This is a genomic window from Pseudomonas sp. R-28-1W-6 (genome assembly GCF_009799925.1).
Lineage (GTDB): Bacteria > Pseudomonadota > Gammaproteobacteria > Pseudomonadales > Pseudomonadaceae > Aquipseudomonas.
Map to the genome: position 1 here is coordinate 1 of NZ_WELK01000004.1, position 22,566 is coordinate 22,566.

A 22,566-nucleotide genomic window follows, 5' to 3' on the forward strand; every position below is an offset into this window, starting at 1 on the left:
AACCGGCCGGGAAGGAGATGCCCATCGGGAAGCGGGTGTGCGAGTCGCCACCGGTGCCGACGGTGTCCGGCAGCAGCATGCGGTTCAGCCAGCTGTGGATGATGCCGTCGCCCGGACGCAGGGACACGCCGCCGCGGGTCATGATGAAGTCCGGCAGGGTGTGGTGGGTGGTGACGTCGATCGGCTTCGGATAAGCCGCGGTGTGGCAGAAGGACTGCATCACCAGGTCGGCGGAGAAGCCCAGGCACGCCAGGTCTTTCAGCTCGTCACGGGTCATCGGGCCAGTGGTGTCCTGGGAACCGACGGTGGTCATCTTCGGTTCGCAGTAGGTGCCCGGGCGGACGCCTTTGCCTTCTGGCAGACCGCAGGCGCGGCCGACCATCTTCTGCGCCAGGGTGAAACCCTTGCCGCTGTCAGCCGGGGATTCCGGCTTCTTGAACAGGGTGGACGGAGCCAGGCCCAGCTCGGCGCGGGCTTTCTCGGTCAGGCCGCGGCCGACGATCAGCGGAATACGGCCGCCGGCGCGAACTTCGTCGAGCAGTACGTCGGTTTTCAGCTGGAAGGTGGTGACCAGCTCGTCGCTGCCATGACGGCGGACTTCGCCTTTGATCGGGTAGACGTCGATGACGTCGCCCATGGCCAGGTTGCTGCAATCGAATTCGATCGGCAGGGCGCCGGCGTCTTCCATGGTGTTGTAGAAGATCGGAGCGATCTTGGTGCCGAAGCAGAAACCACCCGCGCGCTTGTTCGGCACGTTGGGGATGTCGTCGCCGAAGAACCACAGCACCGAGTTGGTGGCGGATTTACGCGAGGAACCGGTACCGACCACGTCACCGACGTAGGCAACCGGGAAGCCTTTGGCTTTCAGGGCTTCCATCTGCTTGATCGGGCCTACCGAGCCCGGAACGTCCGGGTTGATGCCGTCGCGAGCCATTTTCAGCATGGCCAGGGCGTGCAGCGGAATGTCCGGGCGGGACCAGGCGTCCGGAGCCGGCGACAGGTCGTCGGTGTTGGTTTCGCCGGTGACCTTGAATACGGTCAGAGTGACTTTTTCCGGGACGGCAGGGCGGTTCTGGAACCACTCGCCTTCGGCCCAGGAGGCCAGTACGGCCTTGGCGTTGGCATTGCCGGCCTTGGCTTTCTCGGCGACGTCGTGGAAGGCGTCGAACATCAGCAGGGTGTGCTTCAGTTGCTCGGCGGCAACGGCGGCCAGCTCTGCGTTGTCCAGCAGCTCAACCATGGTGGTGATGTTGTAGCCACCCTGCATGGTGCCCAGCAGCTCGACGGCGCGGGTCTTGCTCAGCAGCGGGGAGCTGACTTCGCCCTTGGCCAGGGCAGAGAGGAAACCGGCCTTGACGTAGGCGGCTTCGTCCACGCCAGCAGGTACGCGGTTGGTGATCAGGTCGACCAGGAAGGCTTCTTCGCCGGCCGGAGGATTCTTCAGCAGCTCGACCAGGCCTGCGGTTTGTTCGGCGTTTAGCGGCTGGGGCACGATACCCTGAGCGGCACGCTCTGCTACGTGTTTGCGATAGGCTTCAAGCACAGTTTTTACCCTCATCAGTGGTTGCGAGGTGGCTCGCAACGCTCATCCAGAAAACCATCGCACACTGCGCTTCAGCGCTTTTTGAGCGCCTTGGCCGGTGTGTCGATAGCCTCATACAAGAAGCTGTTTTCAAAGTTTTACGCCGCAGGAACAAGGGCGATGAGGGCTGACGCAGGGCTCGAGCCGGGCTCGGGGCCTGCGTCAACGTCGTTCCTGGCGGATTAACTGTGCTCGTGACGCTTTGAAAACAGCTTCTGACGGACATCGACGCCTAAAATGGCGGTCCGATTCTACTGGAACAAGAGGCTAAAGTTAAGCGCAAAGCCCGATGCGACTGGCCTGCTGCCCTGCGACCAAGGTCGAGGTGCGCGAGTCGGCAAACGTCTGTCCGGTCAGGGTGACCCTGTGGGTGTAAGCGGCTAATATGGCCTGCCTGTTTCAGTGTCCTGCCTTTCCCGCCATGTCCAATCAGCGCATCAAGACCCCCTGCGTCGGCCTCTGCTCCACGGTTTACGGCGATCTCGTGTGCCGCGGCTGCAAGCGTTTCCACCATGAGGTGGTGAACTGGAACCTGTATGCCGAGGAAGAGAAACGCGCGGTCTGGCGCCGCCTGGAGATCCTCCTGGTGCAGGTGATGCAGGGCAAGCTGGAGGTGTTCGATGCCCAGCGCCTGCGCGCGCAGCTGGAGCAGCACCAGGTGCGCTTCGTCCCGGAGCAGTCGGCCTATTGCTGGGCCTATCAGTTGATCGCACGGGCTTCGCGGGTGATCAATCGCCTGGATGCCTACGGCGTGGTGCTGCTGCCGGAGTTCCGCGAGTGGGCGCTGCCGGAGCTGCGCGAGGCCATCGATCGCGAGTTTTTCCTGCTGTCCGAGGCGCATTACGAGCGCTACATCGCCCCCAGGTTCCTGCTCGAGGGCATGGACGTCCGCGTTTAGCCTGTCGCTCTGGCTCAGGCGGCTCGTTGCCCAGCGGACGCGGCTTCTTGCGGCTCTGGCGTGTGGGGCTTGAGGATCAGTACATCACAGTCCAGGTGATCCAGTACCGCCTCCGCTGTGTTGCCCATGAGTAACCCTGATAGGCCGTGGCGGGCGACGGTCCCCAGTACTATCACTGCAGCCTCTAGTTGCCGGGCGATTCGTGGGATCAGCGCCTTGGCCGGACCTTCACTGATATGCAGTTGCTGCTCGGACAGCTCGTATTCGTCCTGGAACCACTGGCATTGATCATGACAATGAGTGGCGTCAGTGTGATCAATGGGGACGCTCGGATCGGCCTGCGGGAGCATGGGATCATAGGCGCTGACCACATGAAGACGGGCGCCGAACAGCTGGCACAATTCGCTGGCGTGATCGATGACATTGCCCTGCAGGGCAATGTGTGCGGCATCCTGACGTGCCACATCCATTGCGGCCAGGACGGTGCTGCCAGTCCAGGGCCGAGGGTTGCGCACCAGCAGCAAGGGGACGGGTAACTGGCGTACCAGCTGCCAGTCGTCGGGTGGCGAGAGCAGTTTGCTCAGCAAGGTGTCTGGCTGGTACTGCTTGATCACCAGGTCGCAGTTCTGCGCGCGGCAGGTCGCGAGAATAGTGTCGCAAAGCTGGTGGATGGCCACTCGGGTCTGTTCGCCGCTGGCGCGCAGGCCCTGACCATGCAAGCTGGCCAATTGCCGGTCGAGGAGTTCGCTGTGATCCTGGTGTTGGCCGCAGGCCAGCAAGTGCAGTTCGGCGCCCAGTGCCCGTGCCAGTTGTTGGCCGCGCTGCAGGGCAGGGCTGTCTAGCTCTGGGGGTATGGCTACCAAGATCTTGTGTATCGAACGCATGGCTATCTCCTGCTGGTTGATGACGCCGATTGCGGCGGAACCTGCCGCCTGTTACTGGGTAGAAAGTGCGGCAGGTCTTGTTCGCTGGAGTGATTGGTGGTTTGGGTCGCCAGTGCTAGTGGTGGGTGGTTAGCTCCTCCAGGTCATGGATGACGTCATTGGGTTTGAGGACCAAGACGTCGCTTTCAAGAGTGTCGAGTACCGTTTCGGCCGTATTGCCGATCAGTGCGCCAGACAGGCCGCTGCGGCCCACGCTGCCAAGTATGGTGAGGGCTGCGCCGAGTCGGTGGGCAATCCCTGGGATCAGTACTTCGGCCGGCCCCTCCTCGATGTGCAAGTGCTCATCGCTTATCTCGAACTCATCCTGATAGCTCCTGCATTGCTCCTGATAGAAATGCTGGATTTCCTCTTTGAGCTGAAACATGGGGTCGCGTGCCGACAGCATGGGGTAGGGGTGGGCGCTCATCATGTGCAGGCTGGCATTGGCCCGCATGGCGAGATCGTGCCCGTGGCTGAGGATGCCGACCTGCAGCAGGCGGTGCTCGACGTCGTCACTGCCGGCATCGATGGCCGTGAGGATGGTGCCGCCGGCCCAGGGTGTGGTGCTCTTGGCCATCAGCACGGGGCTGGTGGATTGGCGCAGCAATTGCCAGTCCTCGGGCGTGAGCAGGGACTTCTTTAGCGTGCCGTCCTTGTAGTGCTGCTTGATGACCAGGGAGCAACCCTCGGCTTGTTGAACAGTCAGGATGGTCTTGCAGGGAGTGCCGTGCCAAGCCTGCTCGGCTGTCACTCCATAACCCTCTTGGCTAAGTCGGTCTTGTACGGCGTGTAGCTCGTCGGAGTGCCCATTGGTCTTGGCGCAAACCAGCAGGTGCAGATGGGAGTGGGTGATGTCGGCGATTTGCCTGGCCTTGGCCAGGATCAGGTCGATCGGATGCTGTGGGTCCATTACCACGAGCGTGTTGTAAGTGGCTTGCATGGCGCCTCCCTGTACATTCAGTACATTAATTATGGGGATGGCGCGGGCGACCCAGCCCGTTGCGGCTATGGGGTGGACGTGCGCGTCTAGGGTCTGCAGCTGACGCTCGATCCTCCTGGCAGTTGCGCCGAAGTCAGCTTGGCGAGGCTGAAGCGCGCTACGTAGCTCTCGCGCATCGGCGCCGTCCCTGTCAGGGGGGGGCGGGCATGGCACTCTCGGTCCTGGTTGCACTGCTTTGCAGCGACGGGCAGGCCGGACTGCGGAAAGAGCGCCCCTGTCAGGCTCCTGATGATGGCTGCCTGCGGTGCGCGGGTCTTACCGCCAGACTTTTAAGTATGGTGATCTTTTGGGGACGGGATAGGCAGTTCGTCGCCCAGGACAGTCAAGTTGACTCTAAGCCCTAATTCGACAAGCTATATGGCGGGCGGCGGCGCGCCCGCCCTGTGCTTCAGTGCTGGGCGACCAGCTCTTCCAAGTGGGCGATGATTTCGTCCGGCTTGAGTACCAGTACGTCGCTTTCCAGGGTGTCCAGGATCACTTCCGCAGTATTACCGATCAGCGCGCCCGACAGGCCAGTGCGGGCGACGGTGCCGATCACGGTGACCACGGCCTTGAGTTTTTCGGCGGTGTAGGGGATCAGTACGTCGGCTGGGCCTTCCTCGATATGCAGGCGGTCGTCGCTGACTTCGAACTCGGCCTGGAAGGCCTTGCACTGTTCGCGGTAGCGCGCCTCTATGGTTTCCTTGAGCTGGAAGGTCGGGTCGGCGGCCGAGAGCATGGGCGAGGGGTGCGCGCTGATCACGTGCAGGGTGCCCTTGGCCAGGGCGGCGATGTCGTAGCCGTGGCTGACGATGCCGGAGTGTAGGGTGCGGTGCTCGGCATCGCTGTTGCCCACGTCGACGGCGGCGAGAATGATGCCGCCGGTCCAGGGCGTATCGGTCTTCACCATCAGTACCGGGCCGGGGCAGTAACGCAGCAGTTTCCAGTCATCCGGGGTGAGGATGGCCTTCTTCAGCGGATTGTCCGGGAAGTGCTGCTTGATCACCAGGCCGCAGCCTTCGGCCTGCTGCACGGTGATGATGGTCTGGTAGAGGTTCTCGTGCCAGCACTCCTGGCTGCTGACGCTGTAGCCTTCCTTGATCAGGCTATCGCGGGTCTTGTCGAGCAGGGCGCCGTGTTCCTGCTTCTTGTCGCAGATCAGCAGATGCAGATGGGACTGCGTTACCCCGGCAATCAGCTTGGCGCGTTTCAGTGCCAGGCACTCTTCCTGTTGCGGGTCCATCACCACCAGAATGCTGCGAATAGCTTGCATGACCGTCTCCCTGAACATGGATGCTTATCTATGGGTTCACTATAACCGGGCGGTCGTGGGATCGGTCTTGACCTGTATCACGACATCACTGGCCCTGTGCGCCACCACTCGTATAATGGCGCGCCCTTATCCTGTCTGCCAGCGTTGAACGCATGCGTACCGATATCATGTTCGTGATGACCGCAACCGATTCCCTCCCATTTTCGCCGGCGCCTGGCGTCCGCGGCGTCTTGCACCGCGCAGGCGCGCGGCTCGGCGGTGCGGCATGAATTTTCCCGAGATTGCCGATTTTCTCGGTTGCGCCACGCCGCAGGCCTGGGTCCGTGCGGCCCTGGCCGATCAGGAAATCATGCTGATCGACCACAAGAACTGCGAGTTCAAGGCCGCCTCGACGGCCTTGAGCCTGATGGCCAAGTACAGCAGCCATGTCGACCTGCTCAATGCCATGTCGCGCCTGGCCCGCGAGGAGCTGGTGCATCACGAGCAGGTGCTGCGCATCATGAAGCGGCGCAAGATAGGCCTGCGCCCGGTGTCGGCGGCCCGCTATGCCTCGTCGCTGCGCGCCATCGTGCGCACCCATGAGCCGCACAAGCTGGTCGATACCTTGGTGGTCGGCGCCTTTATCGAGGCGCGCTCCTGCGAACGCTTCGAGGCATTGCTGCCACACCTGGACGAGGAGCTGAGCAAGTTCTACGGCGGCTTGCTCAAGTCCGAGGCGCGGCACTATCAGGGCTATCTGAAGCTGGCCTACCAGTACGGCGAGGCGGCGGATGTCGATCAAGCCGTGGTGCGAGTGCGGGCGGTCGAGCAGGAACTGATCGAGTCGCCGGATCGCGAGTTCCGCTTCCATAGCGGGATTCCACCGCTTCAGTAGAGTCTCGGCGAGCCAGTCTGCGACTGGCCGCCACCCGTTTGCCGTGGCCTTGAACCGCTGGCTCGAATCGCAGGCATAAAAAAGCCGGACACTGGGTCCGGCTTTTTTATGCGCGTGGGGCTCAGGCCTGTGGCTTGAGCTCTTCGGCGTCCTGCTGCTCGGTGGTTTCGGCCAGGGCTTCGGCGCTTTCCTGCGCTTGCGGCTCGGCTTCGGCTGCAACCGGTTCTGCTTCGGCTGGCGCGGCTTCAACCGTGGCTTCGCTTACGCCGGCTGCCGGGGCTGCTGCTGGTGCTTGGGCAGCGGCGGCGGCTTCGGCGGCCAGGCGCTCGGCTTCGCGCTGACGGCGACGCACTTCACGCGGGTCGTTCGGCGCGCGACCGCCGCTGCTGACGGCCGGGGCGGCTTCGGCAGGAGCGGGGCTGCTCGCTTCGACGGCTGCGACAACCGGTGCAGCTTCGACAGCGGCGACTTCGACCGCTACCGGCTCAACGGCTGCCGGCTCAGCAGCTACCGGCTCAGCGGCTGCCGGCTCAGCGGCTGCTGGCTCGGCTGCGATTGTCGGGGCTGCCTCAGCCTCAGCCTCAGCTTCGACTTCCACGGCTGCCGGGGTTTCGACTGCGGCGGCAACGGCTTCGGCTGCCGGCTCGGCGGCGGCTTCGCTAACGACCGGCTCGGCGCTCGGCACTTCCGTGCTGAGTGCTGGGCTTTCCACGGCTTCCGCGGTGGCGCTTGGCGCTTGCGGCTGCTCCTCGGCTACCGGGCTCTCGGCGCTGTCCAGGGTGGCGACCGCTACTGCAGCAACGCCGGCGGCAACCAGGGGTTCGGCACCTTCTTCGGCGCTTTCTTCGCTGCCTTCGATCAGGTTGCCGTCGGCATCACGCTGACGCTCGCGACGATTGCTGCGGCGACGCTGACCACGGGAGCGGCGACGGGGGCGATCGCCACCTTCGCTGTCGTCCTGACCGTCTTCCTGCTGCTCGGCATTCTCCAGCACTTCCTCTTCGGCTGCGGCAGCGACCTGTTCGGTGCGTGGCTGGCGCTCTTCACGCGGCGGACGCGGCTGACGCTCCTCGCGCGGCTTGCGCTCGACGCGCTCCTCGCTACGGATTTCGTCGCCGGCGGCGGCATCCAGCGGCTCGCGCAGCTCGCGGGTGCGGCGCTCTTCGCGGGGCTCGCGGGCTTCGCGCGGCTGACGCTCGCGACGGTTTTCCTGGCCTTCGCGGGCTTCGCGTGGCTGACGTTCTTCACGTGGCTCACGCGGCTCACGCACTTCGCGCGGTTGGCGTTCCTCACGCGGCTCGCGCGGTTCACGGGCTTCGCGCGGCTGGCGCTCTTCACGCGGCTTGCGTTCTTCGTCGCGGCCATCACGGCTGCCGCGGCTGCCACGGTTGCCGTCGCGACGGGGCTGCTGGCGACCGCTGTTGCGGCGCTCGTCAGTGCGCGGCTTGCGCTCGGCGGGCTTCTCTTCGACTACCGGGGCGGCGGCTTCTTCCTTGCCGGCGAACAGGCTGACCAGCGACTTGACCAGGCCCTTGAACAGGCTCGGTTCCGGGGTCGGAACGACCGGGGCCAGCGGGGCCGGCGGGGTGGCCGGGGTCGGGGCGGCAGCACGCTGCGGGGTGGTCTTCAGGGCGGCTTCCTGGCGCACCAGGGTGCGGGTGGCAGCGGCCGGCTGAGCGTCTTCGACTTCGCTCGGGGTCATCTCGTAGCTGGACTGGCCGGTCAGCACTTCCGGGCTGTCATCGCGCAGGCGCTGCACTTCGAAGTGCGGGGTCTCCAGATGATCGTTCGGCAGGATGATGATGCGCGCACGGGTGCGCAGCTCGATCTTGGTGATGCTGTTGCGCTTCTCGTTGAGCAGGAAGGCGGCAACCGGGATCGGCACCTGGGCGCGGACCTCGGCGGTGCGGTCCTTCAGGGCTTCTTCTTCGATCAGGCGCAGGATGGCCAGCGACAGCGATTCGACGTCGCGGATGATGCCCTGGCCATTGCAGCGCGGGCAGACGATGCCGCTGGTCTCGCCCAGGGACGGACGCAGGCGCTGACGGGACATTTCCAGCAGGCCGAAACGCGAGATGCGGCCGACCTGGACGCGGGCGCGGTCGGCTTCCAGGGCTTCACGGACTTTCTCTTCCACGGCGCGCTGGTTCTTGGCCGGGGTCATGTCGATGAAGTCGATGACGATCAGGCCGCCGATGTCACGCAGGCGCAGCTGGCGGGCGATTTCTTCGGCCGCTTCCAGGTTGGTCTGCAGGGCGGTTTCTTCGATGTCGCTGCCTTTGGTGGCGCGCGCCGAGTTGATGTCGATGGACACCAGGGCTTCGGTCGGGTCGATGACGATGGAGCCGCCGGACGGCAGCTTTACTTCGCGCTGGAAGGCGGTCTCGATCTGGCTTTCGATCTGGAAACGGTTGAACAGCGGCACGCTGTCCTCATACAGCTTGATCTTGCTGGCGTACTGCGGCATGACCTGCTGGATGAAGGAGAGGGCTTCGTCCTGGGCTTCGACGCTGTCGACCAGCACTTCGCCGATGTCCTGGCGCAGGTAGTCGCGGATGGCGCGGATGATGACGTTGGATTCCTGATAGATCAGGAACGGCGCGGCGCGATCCTGCGAGGCATCCTTGATCGCGGTCCACAGCTGGATCAGGTAGTCGAGGTCGAGTTGCAGTTCTTCGCTGCTGCGGCCCAGGCCGGCGGTGCGCACGATCAGGCCCATGTCGCCCGGGGCGTTGAGGCCGTTCAGCGCTTCACGCAGCTCGTTGCGCTCTTCGCCTTCGATGCGGCGGGAAATGCCGCCGGCACGCGGGTTGTTCGGCATCAGCACCAGGTAACGACCGGCCAGGCTGATGAAGGTGGTGAGGGCGGCGCCTTTGTTGCCGCGCTCTTCCTTCTCGACCTGGACGATGACTTCCTGGCCTTCCTTGAGTACTTCCTTGATGTTGACGCGACCGCCTTCGGGCGACTTGCTGAAGTATTCGCGGGAGATTTCTTTCAGCGGCAGGAAGCCGTGGCGCTCGGCGCCAAAGTCGACGAAGGCAGCCTCGAGGCTGGGCTCGACACGGGTAATGCGGCCTTTATAGATGTTGGCCTTCTTCTGCTCGCGGGCACCGGATTCGATATCCAGGTCATAGAGCTTCTGGCCGTCTACCAGGGCGACACGCAACTCTTCGGGTTGAGTTGCGTTGATCAGCATTCTTTTCATGTTGTACCAATGGTTTCCGGGGCTGCCGGAAACGGCGGTTGGCACACACGACTCTCACGGTCGGTGTCAGGGCGCGTCAGGAATGGGCGTAAATCATTCCAGTGTCTAGCAACCGTTGGCCTGTGGCGGTTGGGTTGCGACGACGCTCCTGCTTGCTGTGGTGACAGAAGCACTCAGTCAGGGGAGGAATCAACCAGTCGCTGCGGACGATAATGACGCGTCTTGTAAAGCCTGTTGCTACGCAGTCCGACGGTTGTGCATCTCCACCCTACACGTATCGCTAAAATCGGGTGCCGCTCGCAGAATCCGCAGCGGGTTAGCATTTTTCGCAAGCTTCCGGGGGAGGCTTGCGCGTCTATGGCTCAAGGCGTTGTTTCCGGGATCTTCGCGCTCTTGTGCGGCGAAAATCCCGTCGGACGGCCTCACGTCCTGAATGGGTTGCGCTCGGCAGGGATGCTTGTGTAGTCGGTCATCCGCTGGCCGGTCCGCTTTTGGCGGCGTTCCCGAGCATATCAGCAATGATTAAGTGCTTCAATTCAATAAAAAATTGTTATGATCGCCAGCATGACTACTCCTGCCTCTCCAACCTCCGGCGTCCAGCTGATTGAGGTTGCGCCGGATCTTGCCGGCCAACGAATCGACAATTTCCTGCTCGCGCGCCTCAAGGGCGTGCCGAAAACCCTCATCTATCGCATCCTGCGCAAGGGTGAGGTGCGGGTTAATAAAGGCCGGATAAAGCCCGAGTACAAGCTGCAGGCGGGCGATGTCGTACGCGTTCCGCCGCTGCGCCTGCCGGAGCGTGACGAGCCGGTGCCGCTGGCGCAGAGCCTGCTGGAACGCCTCGAGGCGGCCATCGTCTATGAGGACAAGGCGCTGATCGTGCTGAACAAGCCGGCCGGCATTGCCGTGCACGGCGGCAGCGGCCTGAATTACGGGGTGATCGAGGCTTTCCGCCAGTTGCGTCCGGATGCCAAGGACATCGAGCTGGTCCATCGCCTGGATCGCGACACCTCCGGCCTGCTGATGATCGCCAAGAAGCGCAGCATGCTGCGCCACCTGCACGAGGCGCTGCGCGGCGACGGCGTGGACAAGCGTTACATGGCGCTGGTGCGCGGCAACTGGCCGACGGCGAAGAAGAAGGTCAGTGCGCCGCTGCTGAAGAGCAACCTGCGTTCCGGCGAGCGCATGGTCGAGGTCAATCCCGAGGGTAAGGAGGCCTTGACCGTATTCCGCGTGCTGCGCCGTTTCGGCGAATTCGCCACCCTGGTCGAGGCCAGTCCGATTACCGGGCGTACCCACCAGATCCGGGTGCATGCCAAGCATGCCGGGCATTCGATTGCCGGGGATTCCAAGTACGGCGATGATGACTTCACCCGCGAGATCCGCGAGCTGGGTGGCAAGCGTCTGTTCCTGCACGCCTATGCGCTGAAAATCAGCCTGCCGGAAGGTGGCGAGCTGCAGCTGGAGGCGCCGGTGGATGAAATGTGGGCGCGAACTCTGGAGCGTCTCGGTGCGTGATTATCGACTGCTGATCTTCGACTGGGACGGCACGCTGGTCGATTCGATCGGCCGGATCGTCACGGCCATGCGCCGGGCTGCCGATCTCAGCGGCCTGCCCCAGCTCAGCGATGCGGCCATCAAGGGCATCATCGGCCTGGGGTTGCCCGAGGCGATTCGCACCCTGTATCCGGAACTTGACGAGCATGCGCAGATCGAACGCTTTCGCGAGGGCTACAGCGCACAGTACCTGTTGCTGGAAGATCAGCCGTCGGCCCTGTTTCCCGGGGTGGCCGAGTCGCTGGAGGCCTTCCGTGCCGATGGCTATCGCCTGGCGGTGGCTACCGGCAAGAGCCGACATGGCCTGCAGCGCGTGCTGCAGGGGCGCGGCTGGCTGGACTACTTCGACATTACCCGCTGCGCCGATGAAACGGCGAGCAAGCCGCATCCGCTGATGCTGCAGGAGATCCTGGCGCATTTTGCCCTGCAGCCGCAGCAGGCGCTGATGGTTGGCGATTCGGCCTTCGACCTGCAGATGGCGAGCAATGCCGGCATGGATTCGGTGGCGGTGGGCTTCGGTGCGCAGCCGCTGGACAGTTTGCGGGCCTACGGGCCGCGCCTGGCGATCAATGAGTTTTCCGAGTTGCGTACCTGGTTGGGTGCGCGTGCACATGAACAGACGGCTGGAGTGGGCGAGTATGTCGGATGAATGGAATGCATCGGTCGCTGGCAATGGCGACGATCGGAGCTGGAAACTGCTGGAAAAGACCCTGCTGGCTGGCGTGCAGGAGCAGCGGCGCGCGCGGCGCTGGGGGATTTTCTTCAAGACGCTGACCTTTATTTACCTGTTCGGTGCGCTGGTGCTGTTCACGCCGAGCCTGAATCTGCAGCAGAGCGCGGCGCGCAGCGAAAACCACACGGCGCTGATCGAGATCCGCGGCATGATCATGGCGGACGAGGCGGCCAGTGCCGACAACGTCGTCAGCAGTCTGCGTGCGGCCTTCGAGGACGCGAAAACCAAGGGTATCGTGCTGCGCATCAACAGTCCGGGCGGCAGTCCGGTGCAGTCCGGCTACATCTATGACGAGATCAAGCGCCTGCGTGCCGAGCATCCGGACATCAAGGTGTATGCGGTGATCAGTGATCTGGGGGCTTCCGGCGCCTATTACATCGCCAGTGCGGCCGACCAGATCTATGCCGACAAGGCCAGTCTGGTCGGCTCCATCGGGGTGACCGCGGCCACCTTCGGCTTTGTCGGGGTGATGGAGAAGGTCGGTGTGGATCGTCGCGTCTACACCTCGGGTGAGCACAAGGCCTTCCTCGATCCGTTCCAGCCGCAGAAGGCGGAGGAAACCCAGTTCTGGCAGGGCGTACTGCAAACCACCCATCAGCAGTTCATCGACAGCGTGAAGAAGGGGCGTGGCGATCGCCTCAAGGCAGCTGAGCATCCCGAGTTGTTCTCCGGGCTGATCTGGTCGGGTGAGCAGGCGCTGGAACTGGGCCTGGTCGATGCCTTGGGCAGCAGCAGCTTTGTCGCGCGCGAAGTGATCGGGGCGAAGGAGATCGTTGACTACACTCGCGAGGAGACGCCTTTCGACCGTTTTGCCAAGAAGCTCGGTGCCAGCGTGGCCGAGCACCTGGCAATCTGGGCGGGCTTCCAGGGGCCGACGCTGCGCTGAGTGCTCCCGTGATAAGAGAGGCCCGGCTTGCCGGGCTTCTTTATATGGGGTGTTCAGGGAATGCTGATGCCTTCCTCGTGCAGCATGCCGACCAGGCGGATCAGTGGCAGGCCGATCAGGCTGGTGGCGTCGTCGCCTTCGGTGGCGCGGAACAGGCTGACGCCGAGGCCTTCGGCCTTGAAGCTGCCGGCGCAGTCGTAGGGTTGTTCGAGCCCCAGGTAGCGGCTGATCTGGGCTTCGTCCAGCTGGCGAAAGTGTACGGTGAAGGGAATGCAGTCGACCTGGCAGTGGCCGCTGGCGCTGTTGAGCAGGGCCAGGCCGGTGAGGAAGGTGACGCTGGCGCCGCTGGCGGCCAGTAGCTGGTGTTTGGCGCGCTGGAAGTCGTGCGGTTTGCCGAGTATCTGTTCGCCCAGCACGGCGACCTGATCCGAGCCGATGATCAGGTGCTGCGGATGGGCTTCGCCGAGGGCTCGCGCCTTGGCTTCGGCCAGGCGACGCACCAGGGCTTCGGCGCGTTCTCCCGGGAGCGGCGTCTCGTCGATGGACGGCGCGCTCCAGGTGAACGGTCGGCGCAGGCGCGCCAGCAGTTCGCGGCGATAGGCTGAGCTTGAGGCGAGCACCAGGGGTAGCATGGGATTCTCCGGGTTAAAGAGGCGAATTTTAACGGCTCACCCATTGGGCGCACAGGGCGGAATTTCCTTTGACAGCGCCAGGGTGCATCCCTAGAATGCTGCGCCTATGTTGAATGGACCGATTCCACCCCACGTTGATCCGCGCAAACTCGCTGATCGCGGCGTTACCCTCGAAGGGTCGATGCCGTTGGCAAGTTTCGAGCGTCTCTGCGAGTCGCTGGCAGACAATGCTGGCACTGTGCACGCGAAGCTGGCCTTCGTGCGTGGTGAGCGACGTGCTGTGAGTATTCACAGCGAGCTCAAGGTTGAGGTCAAGATGATTTGCCAGCGTTGTCTGGAACTGGTCGTGCTGCCGATCCAAAGCGAGTGTGATTACGCTGTGGTGAAGGAAGGCGCGGATACCCAGTCGCTGCCCAAGGGCTATGACGTGCTGGAAGTGGGTGAGGATCCTTTGGATCTGATGGCGCTGGTCGAAGACGAGCTGTTGCTCGCTCTGCCCATCGTCCCAGCCCATGCCCATGAGGATTGCCAGCAGCCGGCCGGTCTCGAAGAGCCCGAGTCGAGCGAGGACGAGGTGCCACGGTCCAACCCGTTCAGTGTATTGGCGCAGTTAAAGCGTGACCCAAACGTTTAGGAGTTAATCAGTTATGGCTGTTCAGCAGAACAAAAAATCCCGCTCTGCCCGCGACATGCGTCGTTCCCACGATGCGCTCGAGGCCAGCACCCTGTCCGTCGAGAAGAGCACCGGTGAAGTTCACCTGCGCCACCACGTATCTCCGGAAGGCGTATACCGTGGTCGCAAAGTGATCGACAAGGGCGCTGACGAGTAATCCTTGTCTGCTCCGTTGATCGCGATTGATGCAATGGGTGGGGACTTCGGTCCCCACTGCATTGTTCCAGCCAGCATCGCCTGTCTGGCCGAATTCCCCTCGTTGCACCTGGTCCTTGTCGGCCAAGCCCCCATCCTCGAAGACCTGATCGCCCGGCATCCTGCTGTGGATCGCGCACGCCTGCATGTCGAGCATGCCAGCGAGGTGATCGGCATGGATGAGCGACCTTCGCAGGCCTTGCGTGGCAAGCCCGACGCCTCCATGCGGGTGGCGCTGGAACTGGTGCGCAGCGGGCGAGCCAGGGCCTGCGTCAGTGCCGGCAATACCGGTGCGTTGATGGCCCTGTCGCGCTATGTACTGAAGACCCTGCCGGGCATCGATCGGCCGGCGATGGTCAGCCCGGTGCCGACGGCGACCGGCACCTGCCAGCTGCTCGATCTGGGCGCCAATGTCGACTGCAGTGCCGAGCATCTCTACCAGTTCGCCGTCATGGGCTCGGTGGCCGCCGAGGCCCTGGGCGTGGTTCGGCCGCGCGTGGCGCTGCTGAACGTCGGCACCGAAGAGGTCAAGGGCAACCAGCAGGTCAAGCTGGCCGCCAGCCTGCTGCAGCAGGCCCGGGGCTTGAACTACACCGGTTTCATCGAAGGCGATGGCTTGTACCGGGGCGAGGCCGACGTGGTGGTGTGCGACGGCTTCGTCGGCAACATCCTGCTCAAGTCCAGCGAAGGCCTGGCGTCGATGATTTCCGCACGCATCGAGACCCTGTTCCGCGAAAACATTGCCACGCGCCTGGTTGGCAGCATGGCGCTGCCGTTGCTGCGGCGCCTGCAGACCGAGCTGACGCCGGCGCAGCATAATGGCGCGAGTTTTCTCGGGCTGCAGGGCATCGTGGTCAAGAGCCATGGGGCGGCGGGCGTGGAGGGCTTCCAGAGCGCCATTCGTCGGGCTTTGCTCGAAGTGCGCGAGAACCTGCCGCAGCGCCTGCATGGCCGCCTCGAAGACCTGCTGCTCTGATCTCTGCTCGTCGTTTTTGCCTGTGCCAGCCTTCCCGTCATTGCGGGTGATGGCGCCGTCCCGGTCGCACATCGTGCAAAAGACGCGGTCTGGTCTGTGACCGCAGGTTTTTCCGGATCATCCAATCTGCAGTCCAAAGCTGGCCTGGCCAGTTTCACCTTCTCCCATTGTTCAGTAGATAAGGGAAAGTTCTGATGTCTAACTCCCTCGCATTTGTCTTCCCTGGCCAGGGTTCGCAGTCGCTCGGCATGCTGGCCGAGATCGGCGCGCAACAGCCGCTGATCCGCGAGACCTTTGCCGAAGCCGCCGAGGCACTCGGTTATGACCTCTGGGCCTTGATCCAGCAGGGCCCGGAAGAACGCCTCAATGAAACCGACAAGACCCAGCCGGCGATTCTGGCGGCTTCCATTGCCCTGTGGCGCCTGTGGCTGGCCGAGGGTGGGGCGCGTCCGGCCTTCGTCGCCGGGCATAGCCTGGGCGAGTATTCGGCCCTGGTCGCTGCCGGCAGCATCGGTTTTGCCGAGGCGCTCAAGCTGGTCGAACTGCGTGGCCAGCTGATGCAGCAGGCTGTGCCGGCCGGGCAGGGTGGCATGGCGGCGATCCTCGGCCTGGAAGATGCCGATGTGCTGGCTGCCTGCGCCGAAGCGGCCCAGGGTGAGGTGGTCAGCGCGGTGAACTTCAATGCCCCGGGGCAGGTGGTGATCGCCGGTGGCGCGGCTGCCGTCGAGCGCGCCATCGAGGCCTGCAAGGCGCGGGGCGCCAAGCGCGCCATGCCGCTGCCGGTCAGCGTGCCGTCGCACTGTGCGCTGATGCGCCCGGCGGCGGAAAAGTTCGCCGCTGCCGTGGCCGCCCTGGCCTGGCAGGCTCCGCAGATTGCCCTGGTGCAGAACGTCAGTGCCGCCGTGCCGGCCGACCTGGAGACCCTCAAGCGTGACCTGCTGGCGCAGCTCTACAGCCCGGTGCGCTGGGTGGAAACCGTGGTCCTGCTGGCCGAGCGCGGTGTCACCGACCTGGTCGAGTGCGGACCGGGCAAGGTGCTGGCGGGCTTGAACAAACGTTGCGTCAAAGGCATCAATACCCACAATCTGGAGACCCCGGACGCCTTTGCGGCGGTTCGTGCGGCGCTGGTTTGATTAAGCAAGGAGAGACCTCTATGAGTCTGCAAGGCAAGGTTGCACTGGTAACGGGCGCTAGCCGTGGCATCGGCCAGGCCATCGCTTTCGAACTCGGCCGCCAGGGTGCCGTGGTGATCGGCACGGCGACCTCGCCGGCCGGCGCCGAGCGCATCGGCGAGGCGCTCAAGGCCAATGGCATCCAGGGTGCCGGTCTGGTGCTGGATGTTGGCAACGACGAATCGGTCAGCGCCGTGCTGGAGCAGATCCAGAAGGAATTCGGCGCGGTGGCCATCCTGGTCAATAATGCCGGCATCACCCGCGACAACCTGATGCTGCGGATGAAGGACGAGGAGTGGTTCGACGTCATCAATACCAACCTCAACAGCCTGTTCCGCCTGTCCAAGGCCGTGCTGCGCGGCATGACCAAGGCCCGCTGGGGACGCATCATCAGCATCGGCTCGGTGGTCGGCGCCATGGGCAATGCCGGGCAAGTCAACTATGCTGCGGCCAAGGCCGGTCTGGAGGGCTTCGGTCGCGCCCTGGCGCGCGAAGTGGGTTCCCGTGCCATTACCGTCAACTCGGTGGCCCCGGGCTTCATCGATACCGACATGACCCGCGAACTGCCGGAAGCCCAGCGCGAAGCGCTGCTGACGCAGATTCCCCTGGGGCGTCTGGGCCAGGCGGAAGAAATCGCCAAGGTGGTCGGTTTCCTCGCGTCCGACGGCGCGGCCTATGTGACCGGCGCAACCGTGCCGGTGAATGGCGGCATGTACATGAGTTGAATGTGACTCGAGCCTGCGGGAAATTGTCATAAAAGCTGTCTAAAGTTCGTTACAAAAGTGCAACTAGCAGTAGACGGCGCTGTGAACTGTTTCGGAAGGGCTCGGCGTTTGGCTTGAAAGTTAGAAAACCCTTTCTATACACTGCGGCTCAGCTGCACGGATTTTTTCCATAGGAGTGAAAACTAGACATGAGCACCATCGAAGAACGCGTCAAGAAAATCGTCGCCGAGCAACTGGGCGTTAAAGAAGACGAAGTTACCAACAGCGCTTCCTTCGTCGAAGACCTGGGCGCCGACTCCCTTGACACCGTCGAGCTGGTGATGGCTCTGGAAGAGGAATTCGAGACCGAGATCCCGGACGAGCAAGCTGAGAAGATCACCACCGTTCAGGAAGCCATCGACTACATCAACGCCCACGGCTGATTGATCGTAATCGACGGTTTTCGGACCCGGAAAAGCCGCACTGCCCCTCACGAGGCGTGCGGTTTTTCTTTGATGGGCCGGCAGGTTTCAAACAGAACAAGAGGATTTCGCTGTGTCGCGTAGACGCGTTGTGGTTACCGGTATGGGCATGCTGTCGCCGTTGGGCGTCGATGTGGCAAGCAGCTGGCAGGGCATCCTGGCCGGCCGCAGTGGCATCGGCCTGATCGAGCATATGGACCTTTCCGCCTTTTCCACCCGTTTTGGCGGCTCGGTGCGGGGCTTCAATGTCGAGGAGTACCTGAGTGCCAAGGAGGCGCGCAAGCTCGACTACTTCATCCAGTACGGCCTGGCGGCGAGCTTCCAGGCGATGCGTCATTCCGGCCTGGAAGTCACGGACGCCAACCGCGAGCGCATCGGCGTGGCCATGGGCTCGGGCATCGGCGGCCTGACCAACATCGAGAACAACTGCAAGTCGCTGATCGAACAGGGGCCGCGGCGCATTTCGCCGTTCTTCGTGCCCGGCTCGATCATCAACATGATTTCCGGCTTCCTGTCGATCCATCTGGGTCTGCAGGGCCCCAACTACGCCATTGCCACCGCCTGCACCACCGGCACCCACTGCATCGGCATGGCGGCGCGCAATATCGCCTATGGCGAAGCCGACGTGATGGTCGCCGGTGGCGCGGAAATGGCCACCAGCGGCCTGGGCATGGGCGGTTTCGGCGCGGCGCGTGCGCTGTCCACCCGTAACGACGATCCGGCACGGGCCAGCCGACCGTGGGACAAGGGGCGTGATGGCTTCGTCCTGTCCGATGGCGCCGGCGCCCTGGTGCTCGAGGAGCTCGAACACGCCAAGGCTCGCGGTGCGACCATCTATGCCGAACTGGTCGGTTTCGGCATGAGTGGTGACGCCTACCACATGACTTCGCCGCCGGAAGACGGCGCCGGCGCCGCCCGCTGCATGGCCAACGCCCTGCGTGATGCTGGGTTGAACGCCGACCAGGTACAGTACATCAACGCCCACGGCACCTCGACCCCGGCCGGCGACAAGGCCGAGGCCGCGGCGGTCAAGTCGGTATTCGGCGAGCAGGCCTACAAGCTGGCGGTCAGTTCGACCAAGTCGATGACCGGTCACCTGCTGGGCGCGGCGGGCGCCGTCGAGGCGATCTTCAGCGTGCTGGCGATCCGCGACCAGGTGGCGCCGCCAACCATCAACCTGGATGAGCCGGACGAAGGCTGCGACCTCGATTTCGTCGCGCACCAGGCCAAGGCCATGCCGATCGACGCGGTGCTGTCCAACTCCTTCGGCTTTGGCGGCACCAACGGCTCGCTGGTATTCCGTCGGTTCGCCGGTTGATGTTGAGCTGGGTCGACGGCCAGCCGGCGGCGCAGCTGTCCGTGCTGGACCGTGGCCTGGCCTACGGCGATGGTCTGTTCGAGACGATCGCCGTGCGCGGTGGGCGGCCGCGTCTGCTGGCTCGCCACCTGGCGCGCCTCGCCGATGGCCTGCGGCGCCTGAGCCTGCCGCTCGACCTCGGCGAGCTGGAGCGCGAGCTGCTGGCCTTCTGCGCCGAGCTGGGCGAGGGCGTCGCCAAGTTGCTGGTCACCCGCGGGGAGGGCGCGCGCGGTTATGCGCTGCCACAGCCCACGCAACCCCGCCGCATCCTGCTCGCCAGCCCGATGCCGGTCTACCCGGTGGAGCATGCCGAACGGGGCGTGCGCCTGTTTCCCTGCGCTACGCACCTGGCCGAACAGCCGTTGCTGGCCGGGCTCAAGCACCTCAACCGTCTTGAGCAGGTCCTGGCCCGCAGCGAGTGGCAGGATCCGGCCTATGCCGAGGGGCTGATGTGTGATGGCGCCGGACGGGTGATCGAGGGCGTCTACAGCAATCTGTTCCTGGTCAAGGATGGCCGCCTGCTCACCGCCGACCTGTCGCGCTGCGGCGTTGCCGGGGTGATGCGCGCCGAGGTGCTGGAGCAGGCCGCCGCCCTGGGAATTGCCGTGCAGGTGGGCGATATCAGCCGCGCCGACCTGCTCGGCGCCGACGAGGTGTTCCTCTGCAATAGCCTGTATGGCATCTGGCCGGTGCGCGAGCTGCAGGGGCACGACTGGTCGGTCGGGCCGTTGACCCGTAAACTGCAGGGCATTATCCGCAGTCTTCTGGATTCCTGATCCGTGATACGCAAGCTTTTGCTGCTGCTCGCCGCAGGCGTGCTGCTGCTCGTGGTATCCCTGGCGCTGGCCGCCTGGCGCCTGCAATCGGCGCTGGAGCAACCGCTGCAGCTGAGCGAGGCGCGCCTGCTGAATGTCGAGCCCGGCGCCACTCCCGGTGGCCTGCTCAACCAGTTGCAAGCCGACGGGGTGCTCGATGGCGCCTTCTGGTTGCGCCAGTACTGGCGCTTCAAGTTGCCTGGCCAGGCTCTGCACAGCGGCGAATACCGCCTGCTGCCCGAGCACACGGCGCGCGATCTGCTGGGGCTGTGGCAGCGCGGCGAAGTGGTGCAGTACAGCCTGACCCTGGTCGAGGGCTGGAGCTTTCGCCAGGTGCGTGCCGCCCTGAGCCGGCAGAGTGCCTTGCAGCAGAGCGTGGCCGAACTCGACGATGCCGCCTTGATGGCCAAGCTGGGGCAGCCGGGCGTCAGCCCCGAGGGGCGCTTCTTTCCCGATACCTACCGCTATGTGCGTGGCATGAGCGATTTCGAATTGCTCAAGCAGGCCCATGCCCGCCTGGATCTGGTGCTGAACGAGGAGTGGGGCAAGCGTGCCGAGGGCCTGCCGTACCGCAAGCCCTACGATGCGCTGATCATGGCCTCGATGGTGGAGAAGGAGACCGGGGTGCCGGAAGAGCGCGGGCAGATCGCCGGCGTCTTCGTCCGGCGCCTGCGCAGCAGCATGCGCCTGCAGACCGACCCGACGGTGATCTTCGGCCTGGGCGAGCGCTACAACGGCAACCTGACCCGCGCCCACCTGCGCGAGCCCACGCCCTACAACACCTACACCATCGACGGCATGCCGCCGACGCCGATTGCCCTGGTCGGCCGCGAGGCGATTCATGCCGCGCTGCACCCGGTTGACGGCAAGAGCCTGTACTTCGTCGCCCGTGGCGACGGCAGCCATGTATTCTCCGACACCCTGGAACAGCACAATCGCGCGGTGAGCGAGTACCAGCTCAAGCGCCGTGCCGACTATCGCTCCAGCCCCGTGCGCCAATAAGGATCATCCGTGAGCGGTCTGTTTATCACCCTTGAAGGCCCGGAAGGCGCCGGCAAAAGCACCAACCGTGAATACCTCGCCGAGTGCCTGCGCGAGCAGGGCATCGAGGTGCTGCTGACCCGCGAACCGGGGGGCACGCCGCTGGCCGAGCGTATCCGCGAGCTGCTGCTGACCCCCAGCGATGAAGCGATGGCCGCCGATACCGAGCTGCTGCTGGTGTTCGCCGCGCGCGCCCAGCACCTGGCCGAGGTCATCCGCCCGGCCCTGGCCCGTGGCTGCGTGGTGCTCTGCGATCGCTTCACCGATGCCACCTATGCCTACCAGGGCGGTGGGCGCGGGCTGTCCGTCGCGCGCATCGCCACCCTGGAAAATTTCGTGCAGGGCGAGCTGCGTCCCGACCTGACCCTGGTCTTCGACCTACCGATCGAGGTCGGCCTGTCCCGTGCCGCCGCCCGCGGGCGCCTGGACCGCTTCGAGCAGGAAGGGCGCAGCTTCTTCGATGCCGTGCGCCACACCTACCTGCAGCGCGCCGCGGCGGAGCCGGCCCGTTACCGCGTGCTGGATGCGGCGCAGTCGCTGGCCGGCGTGCAGCAGTCCATCGACCGGCTGCTGCCGGAAATCCTGGAGCGTTGCCGTGGCTGAAGCCTACCCCTGGCAGCAGGCCCTGTGGCAGCAGCTGGCCGGGCGCCAGCAGCATGCCCACGCCTACCTGCTGCACGGCCCGGCCGGCATCGGCAAGCGCCACCTGGCCGAGCGCCTGATGGCGCTGCTGCTGTGCCAGAGGCCGAATGGCCTGGAAGCCTGCGGCCAGTGCAAGGGCTGCCACCTGCTGGCGGCCGGCAGTCACCCGGACAACTACATCCTCGAGCCGGAAGAGGCCGACAAGGGCATCAAGGTCGACCAGGTGCGCGATCTGGTCAGTTTCGTGGTGCAGACCGCCCAGCTCGGCGGGCGCAAGGTGGTGCTGCTGGAACCGGTGGAGGCGATGAACATCAATGCCGCCAACGCCTTGCTCAAGAGCCTCGAGGAGCCGGCCGGCAATACCGTGTTGCTGCTGGTCAGCCACCAGCCCAGCCGGCTGCTGCCGACCGTGAAGAGCCGCTGCGTGCAGCAGGCCTGCCCGCTGCCCGATCAGGCCAGCAGCCTGGCTTGGCTGGCCGAGGCATTGCCCGAGTGCGACGAGGACGAGCGCCGCGAACTGCTCACCCTGGCCGGCGGTTCGCCGCTGATGGCGCGGCGCCTGCACCAGCAGGGCGTGCGTGAACAGCGCGCGCTGGTGGTCGACGGGGTGAAGAAACTGCTCAAGCAGCAGGCCAGCGCCAGCCAGCTGGCCGAGGCCTGGAAGACCCTGCCGATGGCCATGCTGTTCGACTGGTTCTGCGACTGGACGCAGGCCATGCTGCGCTATCAGCTGACCCAGGACGAGGAGGGTCTGGGCCTGGCGGATATGCGCAAGGTGGTGCAGTACCTGGCGGGCAAAACGCCGCAGGCGCGGGTGCTGGCGATGCAGGACTGGCTGCTGCAACAGCGGCAGAAAGTCCTGAATAAGGCCAATCTGAACAGTGTCTTGCTTCTCGAAGCACTGCTGGTGCAGTGGGCAAGCCTGGCTGGACCGGGCTAGAATCGAAAATTGGATAGTTTGCTAGGA

At 64.4% G+C, this 22,566-nt stretch carries 22 protein-coding genes; 16 read left to right on the top strand and 6 right to left on the bottom strand.

All coding sequences use genetic code 11. The annotated features are described in order from the left end of the window. A partial coding sequence (locus tag F3I62_RS09810) for a bifunctional aconitate hydratase 2/2-methylisocitrate dehydratase (protein ID WP_160489476.1) occupies positions 1 to 1,543 on the bottom strand: 1,543 nt, incomplete at its 3' end. Positions 1,544 to 2,003: 460 nt separating this feature from the next. Between F3I62_RS09810 and F3I62_RS09815 the strand changes: the two genes are divergently transcribed. Beyond that, entirely contained in the window at positions 2,004 to 2,480 is a 477-nt protein-coding gene (locus tag F3I62_RS09815) for a DUF1289 domain-containing protein (protein ID WP_160489477.1), read from the top strand. A 14-nt stretch (positions 2,481 to 2,494) separates the two neighbouring features. Here the strand turns inward: F3I62_RS09815 and F3I62_RS09820 are convergent, their stop codons facing one another. The 3 genes from F3I62_RS09820 to F3I62_RS09830 form a co-directional block, all read right to left on the bottom strand. Continuing rightward, on the bottom strand, positions 2,495 to 3,364 hold the full coding sequence (locus F3I62_RS09820; protein WP_160489478.1) for a universal stress protein: 870 nt from the start codon (positions 3,362 to 3,364) through the stop codon (positions 2,495 to 2,497). A gap of 115 nt (positions 3,365 to 3,479) precedes the next feature. Continuing rightward, positions 3,480 to 4,343 carry a universal stress protein gene (locus F3I62_RS09825; RefSeq protein ID WP_160489479.1) on the bottom strand — a complete coding sequence of 288 codons (864 nt, stop codon included), beginning with the start codon at positions 4,341 to 4,343 and terminating at the stop codon, positions 3,480 to 3,482. A gap of 448 nt (positions 4,344 to 4,791) precedes the next feature. Further along, the gene (locus F3I62_RS09830; protein ID WP_160489480.1) at positions 4,792 to 5,655 is read right to left on the bottom strand and encodes a universal stress protein; all 864 of its coding nucleotides are present in this window, start codon (positions 5,653 to 5,655) and stop codon (positions 4,792 to 4,794) included. Positions 5,656 to 5,920: 265 nt separating this feature from the next. Here F3I62_RS09830 and F3I62_RS09835 point away from each other — a divergent pair, with 265 nt between their 5' ends. Further along, positions 5,921 to 6,529, top strand: a complete 609-nt coding sequence (locus tag F3I62_RS09835; RefSeq protein WP_160489481.1) for a tRNA-(ms[2]io[6]A)-hydroxylase — start codon at positions 5,921 to 5,923, stop codon at positions 6,527 to 6,529. Between the two features lie 121 nt (positions 6,530 to 6,650). Here F3I62_RS09835 and rne read toward each other — a convergent pair whose 3' ends face one another. Then, on the bottom strand, positions 6,651 to 9,734 hold the full coding sequence (rne, locus tag F3I62_RS09840; RefSeq protein ID WP_160489482.1) for a ribonuclease E: 3,084 nt from the start codon (positions 9,732 to 9,734) through the stop codon (positions 6,651 to 6,653). 564 nt (positions 9,735 to 10,298) lie between these two features. On the opposite strand from rne, the gene rluC reads away from it, so the two are divergent. The 3 genes from rluC to sppA are packed head-to-tail and all read left to right on the top strand — an operon-like array spanning position 10,299 to position 12,910. Further along, the gene (gene rluC / locus F3I62_RS09845; protein ID WP_160489483.1) at positions 10,299 to 11,252 is read left to right on the top strand and encodes a 23S rRNA pseudouridine(955/2504/2580) synthase RluC; all 954 of its coding nucleotides are present in this window, start codon (positions 10,299 to 10,301) and stop codon (positions 11,250 to 11,252) included. After that, positions 11,245 to 11,940, top strand: a complete 696-nt coding sequence (locus F3I62_RS09850; RefSeq protein WP_160489484.1) for an HAD-IA family hydrolase — start codon at positions 11,245 to 11,247, stop codon at positions 11,938 to 11,940. Before rluC ends, F3I62_RS09850 begins: the two co-directional genes overlap by 8 nt. Then, on the top strand, positions 11,930 to 12,910 hold the full coding sequence (gene sppA, locus F3I62_RS09855) for a signal peptide peptidase SppA (RefSeq protein WP_160489485.1): 981 nt from the start codon (positions 11,930 to 11,932) through the stop codon (positions 12,908 to 12,910). The genes F3I62_RS09850 and sppA overlap by 11 nt, the downstream gene beginning before the upstream one ends. A gap of 53 nt (positions 12,911 to 12,963) precedes the next feature. On the opposite strand, the gene F3I62_RS09860 is transcribed toward sppA, so the two are convergent. Next, positions 12,964 to 13,542 carry a nucleoside triphosphate pyrophosphatase gene (locus F3I62_RS09860; RefSeq protein ID WP_160489486.1) on the bottom strand — a complete coding sequence of 193 codons (579 nt, stop codon included), beginning with the start codon at positions 13,540 to 13,542 and terminating at the stop codon, positions 12,964 to 12,966. 106 nt (positions 13,543 to 13,648) lie between these two features. Between F3I62_RS09860 and F3I62_RS09865 the strand changes: the two genes are divergently transcribed. From F3I62_RS09865 to F3I62_RS09915, 11 genes are all read left to right on the top strand, one after another. Then, complete coding sequence (locus tag F3I62_RS09865) at positions 13,649 to 14,176, top strand: YceD family protein (RefSeq protein ID WP_160081371.1); 528 nt, start codon at positions 13,649 to 13,651, stop codon at positions 14,174 to 14,176. A gap of 13 nt (positions 14,177 to 14,189) precedes the next feature. Beyond that, on the top strand, positions 14,190 to 14,372 hold the full coding sequence (rpmF, locus tag F3I62_RS09870; protein WP_003245185.1) for a 50S ribosomal protein L32: 183 nt from the start codon (positions 14,190 to 14,192) through the stop codon (positions 14,370 to 14,372). A gap of 3 nt (positions 14,373 to 14,375) precedes the next feature. After that, positions 14,376 to 15,386 (top strand): phosphate acyltransferase PlsX, encoded by a 1,011-nt coding sequence (gene plsX / locus F3I62_RS09875; RefSeq protein ID WP_372240108.1) that lies wholly within the window; start codon positions 14,376 to 14,378, stop codon positions 15,384 to 15,386. Between the two features lie 194 nt (positions 15,387 to 15,580). Continuing rightward, the gene (gene fabD, locus F3I62_RS09880) at positions 15,581 to 16,519 is read left to right on the top strand and encodes an ACP S-malonyltransferase (RefSeq protein WP_160489488.1); all 939 of its coding nucleotides are present in this window, start codon (positions 15,581 to 15,583) and stop codon (positions 16,517 to 16,519) included. A gap of 20 nt (positions 16,520 to 16,539) precedes the next feature. Beyond that, complete coding sequence (gene fabG / locus F3I62_RS09885) at positions 16,540 to 17,283, top strand: 3-oxoacyl-ACP reductase FabG (RefSeq protein WP_160489489.1); 744 nt, start codon at positions 16,540 to 16,542, stop codon at positions 17,281 to 17,283. A 188-nt stretch (positions 17,284 to 17,471) separates the two neighbouring features. Continuing rightward, on the top strand, positions 17,472 to 17,705 hold the full coding sequence (acpP, locus tag F3I62_RS09890; protein ID WP_160081363.1) for an acyl carrier protein: 234 nt from the start codon (positions 17,472 to 17,474) through the stop codon (positions 17,703 to 17,705). 112 nt (positions 17,706 to 17,817) lie between these two features. Then, positions 17,818 to 19,062 (top strand): beta-ketoacyl-ACP synthase II, encoded by a 1,245-nt coding sequence (gene fabF, locus F3I62_RS09895; protein ID WP_160489490.1) that lies wholly within the window; start codon positions 17,818 to 17,820, stop codon positions 19,060 to 19,062. Then, positions 19,062 to 19,877: an aminodeoxychorismate lyase gene (gene pabC, locus F3I62_RS09900; protein WP_160489491.1), complete on the top strand. Its 816-nt coding sequence runs from the start codon at positions 19,062 to 19,064 to the stop codon at positions 19,875 to 19,877. The genes fabF and pabC overlap by 1 nt, the downstream gene beginning before the upstream one ends. 3 nt (positions 19,878 to 19,880) lie before the next feature. Beyond that, entirely contained in the window at positions 19,881 to 20,918 is a 1,038-nt protein-coding gene (mltG, locus tag F3I62_RS09905; protein ID WP_160489492.1) for an endolytic transglycosylase MltG, read from the top strand. 9 nt (positions 20,919 to 20,927) lie between these two features. Then, the gene (tmk, locus tag F3I62_RS09910) at positions 20,928 to 21,560 is read left to right on the top strand and encodes a dTMP kinase (protein WP_160489493.1); all 633 of its coding nucleotides are present in this window, start codon (positions 20,928 to 20,930) and stop codon (positions 21,558 to 21,560) included. Next, positions 21,553 to 22,539: a DNA polymerase III subunit delta' gene (locus tag F3I62_RS09915; protein WP_160489494.1), complete on the top strand. Its 987-nt coding sequence runs from the start codon at positions 21,553 to 21,555 to the stop codon at positions 22,537 to 22,539. The genes tmk and F3I62_RS09915 overlap by 8 nt, the downstream gene beginning before the upstream one ends. The last annotated feature ends 27 nt before the right edge of the window (positions 22,540 to 22,566 follow it).